This window comes from Streptomyces sp. UC4497 (assembly GCF_054871485.1).
The window spans coordinates 20,854-27,533 of record NZ_JBTYHB010000061.1 but is presented as its reverse complement, the minus strand read 5'-3'; the positions used below and the strand labels follow the sequence as shown (position 1 = coordinate 27,533).

At 69.8% G+C, this 6,680-nt stretch carries 6 protein-coding genes; all 6 read right to left on the bottom strand.

Translation table 11 applies throughout. From position 1 onward, the window contains the following. Positions 1-165: 165 nt before the first annotated feature. Positions 166-1,707, bottom strand: a complete 1,542-nt coding sequence (locus ACYSUO_RS41230; RefSeq protein ID WP_461781340.1) for an MDR family MFS transporter — start codon at positions 1,705-1,707, stop codon at positions 166-168. A gap of 90 nt (positions 1,708-1,797) precedes the next feature. Next, positions 1,798-2,511: a TetR family transcriptional regulator gene (locus ACYSUO_RS41225; RefSeq protein ID WP_461781339.1), complete on the bottom strand. Its 714-nt coding sequence runs from the start codon at positions 2,509-2,511 to the stop codon at positions 1,798-1,800. A gap of 54 nt (positions 2,512-2,565) precedes the next feature. After that, positions 2,566-3,492 carry a VOC family protein gene (locus ACYSUO_RS41220; RefSeq protein ID WP_461781338.1) on the bottom strand — a complete coding sequence of 309 codons (927 nt, stop codon included), beginning with the start codon at positions 3,490-3,492 and terminating at the stop codon, positions 2,566-2,568. A gap of 111 nt (positions 3,493-3,603) precedes the next feature. Further along, positions 3,604-4,572: a flavin reductase family protein gene (locus ACYSUO_RS41215; protein ID WP_461781337.1), complete on the bottom strand. Its 969-nt coding sequence runs from the start codon at positions 4,570-4,572 to the stop codon at positions 3,604-3,606. 8 nt (positions 4,573-4,580) lie between these two features. Continuing rightward, entirely contained in the window at positions 4,581-5,555 is a 975-nt protein-coding gene (locus tag ACYSUO_RS41210; protein ID WP_461781336.1) for a fumarylacetoacetate hydrolase family protein, read from the bottom strand. A 90-nt stretch (positions 5,556-5,645) separates the two neighbouring features. Continuing rightward, positions 5,646-6,575 carry a LysR family transcriptional regulator gene (locus tag ACYSUO_RS41205; protein ID WP_461781335.1) on the bottom strand — a complete coding sequence of 310 codons (930 nt, stop codon included), beginning with the start codon at positions 6,573-6,575 and terminating at the stop codon, positions 5,646-5,648. Positions 6,576-6,680: the final 105 nt, after the last annotated feature.

Here is a 6,680-nt window from a genome sequence, read left to right as displayed (position 1 = left end):
CCTTGGGACCGCCGCACAGCCCCCCCCGGTTGAAGGGCTCCCACCGGGCCCGCGGCGCGGTGGGGCTGTGCGTCGGCCGCCACCACCCCCCCGGGGCCCCCCACCAGCTGTCGCGTCCCCGGGGGGGGGGGGCCGCTAAAACCCCCGCGGCACCGCCGACCGATTTCACACCGCTGCCCTGTCGACGTCCGCCTCCTCGGCGAGCCGTTCCATGCCGCTCGTGTCCTTCAGCGGCTTCTCCTTGATGAACAGAACGGCGATCAGCGCGAGCAGCGCGAACGGCGTGGCTACGAGGAACAAGTCACCGGTGGCGACTCCGTAGGCGTGTTCCACGATCTCCCGCATCGGGCCCGGCAGTTGGGTCATGTCCGGGACGCTGTGACCGCCGCCCTCCGTGGCACCCGCGGGAACCCCGGAATCGGCCAGGCCCTTCGTCATCTCGGAGGCGACCCGGTTGGCGAGGATCGCGCCGAGGACGCTGGTGCCGATGGTGCCGCCCATGCTGCGGAAGAACGACAACACCGAGGTGGCCGCGCCGAGTTCGGCGGCGGGTACGTCGTTCTGCGCGGCGAGCACCAGGTTCTGCATCAGCATGCCGACGCCGATACCCAGGATGGCCATGTACAGGCTCAGGAGGCCGAAGTGCGTGTCCGCGCCGATGGTGGACAGCAGGCCGAGGCCCACGGCCATGGCGACGGCTCCGGCGACGAGGTACACCTTCCAGCGGCCGGTGGCGCTGATGATCTGCCCGGCGACCGTGGAGGAGACCAGCAGGCCCAGGATCATGGGCAGGCTCATCAGGCCCGCGATCGTCGGGGACTTGCCCAGCGACACCTGGAAGTACTGCGAGAGGAACACGGTGCCGCCGAACATGGCCACACCGACCAGCAGGCTGGCCAGCGTGGTCAGCGACACGGTGCGGTTGCGGAAGATGCCCAGCGGGATGATCGGTTCGGCCACCCGCGCCTCGACGAAGAACGCGACGACCAGGAGCACCACTCCGCCACCGGTCAGGGCCGCCGTCTGCCAGGACGCCCAGTCGAACTGGTTGCCCGCCAGCGAGACCCAGATCAGCAGCGCGCAGACACCGGCGACGATCAGGAAGGCACCCAGGAAGTCGATCTTCGCCTCGCGGCGGACGGTGGGCAGCTTCAGGGTGCGCTGCAGCAGCACGATCGCGAGCAGCGCGAACGGGACACCGATGAAGAAGCACCAGCGCCAGCCCAGCCAGGAGGTGTCGACCATGACGCCGCCGATGAGCGGCCCGGCGACGGTGCCGACGGCGAACACGGCGCCGAAGATGCCCGCGTACTTGCCCAGGCGGCGCGGCGGGATGATGGCGGCCATCACGACCTGGGCGAGGGCGGTGAGCCCGCCCGCGCCGATGCCCTGCGCGACGCGGCTGAAGATGAGCAGTCCGACGTCGTGCGAGAAGCCGGCGAGCAGCGAGCCGACCACGAACATGCCCAGTGACAGCTGGAGCAGCAGCTTCTGGTTGTAGAGGTCGGAGAGCTTGCCCCACAGCGGCACGGTCGCCGTCATGGCCAGCAGTTCGGCCGTGACGACCCAGGTGTACGAGGACTGGCTCGCGCCGAGGTCGGCGATGATGCGTGGAAGTGCGTTGGCGACCACGGTTCCGGCCAGGATGGCGACGAACATGCCCGCCATCAGCCCGGACATGGCCTGGAGTATCTGCCGATTCGACATGGCAGTCGGTGACGCCGCTTCGGGCGCCGCTGTTGAAGTCACTTCGTCTCTCTCGAATTGTCGCGGCGGTCGTGGAACACGCCGTCGTGGTCAGTTCGACCGGTCGGTGTCCACAGAGGTGGCAGGAGGTTCGGGCAGCCCGGCGGCCACCTGCTCGAACACCTCACGGAAGACATCGGTGAACGTGGTGTCGTCCTGCCGTACGCACCAGTGCTCGACGGCGACCCGGCACGCCGTGGCGCCGACGGCGGCCAGCAGCCGGGGATACAGCCCCAGCGCCCGCCGCCGCTCCTCGTGCTCGGCGGTCGACCCCGCCCGGCGGTCGTCGGAGAACAGCGGGGAACCGGCGCCGATCCGTTCGGCGATCGCCTCGGCCAGACCGATCTCGTCGGCCATGTGGGCGCCGATACTGCGCGCCAGGAGGTCGGGCGAGCGGCGCAGCACGTCGGCGTGCAGCCGCCACAACTCCTGTTGCTTCTCGACCTCTTGGAGCTCCATCGCCATGGCGTCGCGCAGCGCTTCGAGCGCCGTGAGGTCGCGCGGCGCGTCGAGCACGGCGCGTCGCACCCGGGCGCTCGACTCCGCGCCGACCATGACGAAGACCTCGTCACGGGAGTCGAAGTAGTTGAAGAAGGTGCGCGGGGACACGCCCGCCGTCTCGCTGATCGCGTCGACGGTCACGTTCTCCACGCCGTGCTGCGCGGCAAGCCGTACCGCCGCTTCCACAAGAGCGGCCCGCGTGGCCCGCTTCTTACGCTCCCGCCAACTACCGTCCGGGGCCGTATTCCTGTTCACTCTTTGCATGATACGCAAAAATGCAGGATCTGCAATCTTACGGTCGGGTGCCTTCGCGGTCGGTCAGGGCTGGTAGGGCTTGACCGTCTCGTTGGGCTGGAAGCGGAACTTGTGGCCCCACATGTCCGAGCGCTTGCCTTTGCGGACGTTGATGTTGTGCGGTGAGCGGCGTTCCAGGTCGTCGATGGCCAGGCCGTCCCAGCCGTACTCGATGAAGAATCCCGCGGGTGAGTGGATGTAGTAGGAGACCGTCTGGTCGCCGATGTGGCGGCCGAGGTTCATCAGCAGGTCGGGGTTCTCGTCGCCGCCGAGCACGTCGAAGTAGGAGTAGCCGACGTCGTCGAGGCTGCGCGATTCCAGGTAGACGTGGTGCAGGCCGACGGAGTGGGGGACTTCGAGCAGGGCGACATTGTGATGGCGCGGATTGGCGCGCAGGAACCACATTTCCCCCAGGGGCTCCTGGAGCGTGATGATGTCGCTGGTGAGGAAGCCCATCGCGCCGGTGTAGAAGTCGACGGCCTTACGAACGTCGGGCACGACGAAGACGACGTGGCCCATGCCCTGGTCGCCGGTGACGAATCCGGCGTGGGGCCGCGGCGGGTTCCAGTCGCGGTAGCCGGACTCCTGGTAGGAGAACAGCTCCATGCGCTGACCGAACGGGTCCTCGAAGTACACGAGTTGATCGACGCCGCGCGCCTCGGTCGTGGTCTCGTCGGCGACGTGTGTCTTGACTCCGGCGTCCTCCAGGCGCTTCACGGCGGCGTCGAGGTCGCGGTGGTTGAGCACCTCCCAGCCGGCGTAGGCGAATCGGTGCTCCTCGCCCGGGTGGACGGAGATCCGGTAGTCGGCCTCGTCGATCTTCACGCGCACGGCACCGTCAGGACCGTCGGGGCCCTGCATGCTGCCGAGGACCTCGGGTGCCCACGTGCGCCACTCCTCGTACGACGGGGATTCGACCCCTACGTAGCCGAGCTTGGCGATCTCTCCCATGGTGTTCTCCGCTCTCTATTTGTCTTCCATCGCCGGCATTTCCGGATCGGAACAGCCGCCGGATACGCCGGTCATGACGGTGTGTCGGTCCTCGTTCGGGGCGCCGGGCTCTCAGAGGTCCAGGACGAGGCTTTCGCCCGCGGCTCCGGAGACACACGTGATGATCACGGCACCGGAGTCGCGTTCGGACCGGGTGAGGACCGAGTCGCGGTGGGCGATCCCTCCGTCGAGCACCGGCACGGCGCAGGCGCCGCAGATGCCGGCGCCGCAGGAGTACGGCACCTGTGCACCGGCGTCCAGCAGGGCGGTGAGGAGGGGGGTGCGCGCGGCGACCCGGACACGGTCCCCGCGGCGGGCCAGTACCGCTTCGTATGCGTCGCACCTCGCGCCACCGTCCGCATCGGTCACGGACGTGTCGAAGCGCTGCCGGTGCATCCGGACGTGCGGGGCGGACCGTGCGGCGTCCTCGACGGCGTCCACGAAGGTGCCTCCGCCGCAGACATGGACCGCCGTTCCGGGAGCGGCGTGCGCGAGGATCGCGGCGATGTCCGGTTCCGCGGTCACCGACGCCTGGGCCCCCAGGGACAGCACCTCGCTCCGCAACGGGCCCGGCCGCCCGCTCCGGTCGACGTGCACCAGCGACCACGGGTACACCCGGGCCGCTCGAATCATGCGCGCCATGGGCAGCAGAGGTGCGATGCCCGCGCCGGAGGCGAGGAACAGGTAGGCGCCGGCGCCCGCAAGCCGGAAGCGGTCGTACGGACCGCGGCACGCCACCCGGTCTCCGGGGGCGAGGCGGTCGTGCACGTGGGCCGAGGCCGAGTCGCCCACCGACCGGCCCCGGCCGCGGCCCGCCGAGCGCCGGACCAGGAGGCGCCAACGGGTGCGGTCGGTGGGCTCTCCGGCCAGTGAGTACGGCCGGACCAACCGGCCGGGCAGGATGAGGTCGATGTGCGCGCCCGGCGGCCAGGAGGGCAGATGTCCGCCGTCCGAGGTGGCGAGGAGTACCTCCACGGTGCCTTCGCCGACCGGGCGTCTGTCCGCCACGACGAGGTCGCGTACGTGTCGGGTGCCGGGCACGGCGGGATTCACACCGCCTCTGCCACGCAGGTGTTCCGCTGACAGCCGAGCCCGGCGATGGCGGCCTCCAGCACGTCCCCCGGCTTCAGCCATTGCTTCCAGTGGCCTCCGTTGCCGGCCGGGCTGCCGGTGAGGATCAGGTCCCCGGGGTACAGGGTGGTCGCGGCCGACGCCTGCGCGATCAGCGTGGGGACGTCGAAGAGCAGATTGGCGGCGGTGTCCCGCTGCTTGCGCTCGCCATTGAGGTCGAGCGTCAGCTCCAGTTCGCGGTGGTCGCCGACGACACCGGCAGGCACGACGAAGGGGCCGCACGGCAGGAACGTAGGACGGTTCTTCGCCCGCACCCAGTCACCGCCCAAGGGACCGTGATTGGCGGGGAATTGCAGGTCCCGCGCGCTGATGTCGTTGCACACCGTGTATCCGGCGACGTACTCCAGGGCATGCTCGGGCGGCACGCGGCGGGCGGTCCTGCCGATGACGACGGTCAGTTCCACTTCCCAGTCGACCTGCTCCGCCTCCGGGGGCAGGAGGATGTCGTCGTCCGGGCCGCACAGCGCGGAGGGCAGTCCGGTGAAGAAGAACGGGCTTCCGTCGCGGGCCTGATCGTCCATCATCACCTCGGCGTCCCGCCGCAGTTCGTCGTCGGAGCGCGGGTCGCCCGCCTCGCGGCCGGAGACGATGATCTCGGCCACGTGGGAACGGTAGTTGGCGCCGGCCTGGAAGATCTGGCGGGGTTCGAGCGGGGCGTGGACCGACAACTCGGCCAGTGGCCGCCCGTCGTCGCCACCCGCGGTCCGGGCGATCTCCGCCAGTTGGTCCCGGACGGTGTCCCACGCGTCCAGCAACGCGCTGACCGTCACCGGACCGTCGAGGAGTCCGAAGCCGTCCAGTCGAAGCACCCGGTCCCGCACGACGAGGCCGGCGTACCGGTCCCGGCCGTCCGAGAATGTACCCAGGGCATGGCCGTCCACCCAACGCGTCACAGCGTCCTCCTTCGGTTCGGGACCGACGCTAGTGAGACGCGGGAGCGGGCGGAAATAAGCCGTGTGAATACGAGCTATGGCGCGTACGAGCTATGGGGCGGGGGCCTCGTACGGGGACCGGGCGACGGACAACAGCCGGTCGCGCAGCCAGCGGTGGCCGGGGTCGGCGTCGCGCCGGGAGTGCCAGTAGGCGCACTGCCGCAGCGGTTGCAGCTCGAGATCGGGTTCCAGCAGCGTGATGTCCGCCGCCTGCGCGACCCTGCGGCCGAGACGTTCCGGGACGATCGTGACCAGGTCGGTCCCGGCGAGCATGAACGGCATGGCGACAAACGTGCCCGCGGTCGCCTCCACCCGGCGGGGGACCGCCGCGGCGTCCAGGTCCTGTTCGACCAGGCTCGATCCGCCGAGAGGCTGATGGGCCAGGTAGGGGTGGGAAGCGAGCATGCTCGCCGTGAGCCGTTCCCCTGCTCGGGGGTGGCCTTTCCAGACCGCGCCGACGAACCGGTCCTCGCTCACCGGCATACGCCTGCACTCCGGAAGGTCCCCCTCGCCGACGAGCCGTTCCGGCAGTACGGCCAGGTCCATCTCGTCCCGCTGCAGGGCGGTGACGTAGCGGTCGTGGATCGGCCCCATGTTGATCCTGAGGTGCGGTGCCAGGCCGGCGATCACGGCCAGCAGCGGGCGGATCAGCGTCACCCCGATGTAGTCGCTGGCGGTCACGGAGAAGGCCCGGTTGTCCCGCGCGGGGTCGAACTCCGGGGGCCGCACGATGGTTTGCTCGATGGTGGCGAGGACGCTGCGGACCGGTTCGACGAGCGCTTCCGCGCGCGGAGTCAGCTCCATGTGGCGCCCGTGTTTCACCAGGAGTGGATCACCGAGGACCTTCCTCAACCGGGCCAGCGCCGTGCTGGTGGCCGGCTGGGTCATGTGCAGCCGCTCCGAGGCCCGGGTGACGTTCTGCTCCCTCAGCAGGGCGTCGAGGACGACGAGGAGGTTGAGGTCCACTTGGCCGAGCTTCATCGCTCATCACTCGCTCACTGACTACGGCGGCGCTGCCGCCACGGCTCACGTAGTGCTCCACCCGCCCGTCCGTGGGGCAGAAGTATACGCAGTGTTTATGCCAGC

Coding starts and splice junctions, on each gene's coding strand:
- ACYSUO_RS41205 (WP_461781335.1), bottom strand. CDS start 6,575: ATGAAGCTCGGCCAAGTGGACCTCAACCTCCTCGTCGTCCTCGACGCC.
- ACYSUO_RS41220 (WP_461781338.1), bottom strand. CDS start 3,492: ATGGGAGAGATCGCCAAGCTCGGCTACGTAGGGGTCGAATCCCCGTCG.
- ACYSUO_RS41225 (WP_461781339.1), bottom strand. CDS start 2,511: ATGCAAAGAGTGAACAGGAATACGGCCCCGGACGGTAGTTGGCGGGAG.
- ACYSUO_RS41230 (WP_461781340.1), bottom strand. CDS start 1,707: ATGTCGAATCGGCAGATACTCCAGGCCATGTCCGGGCTGATGGCGGGC.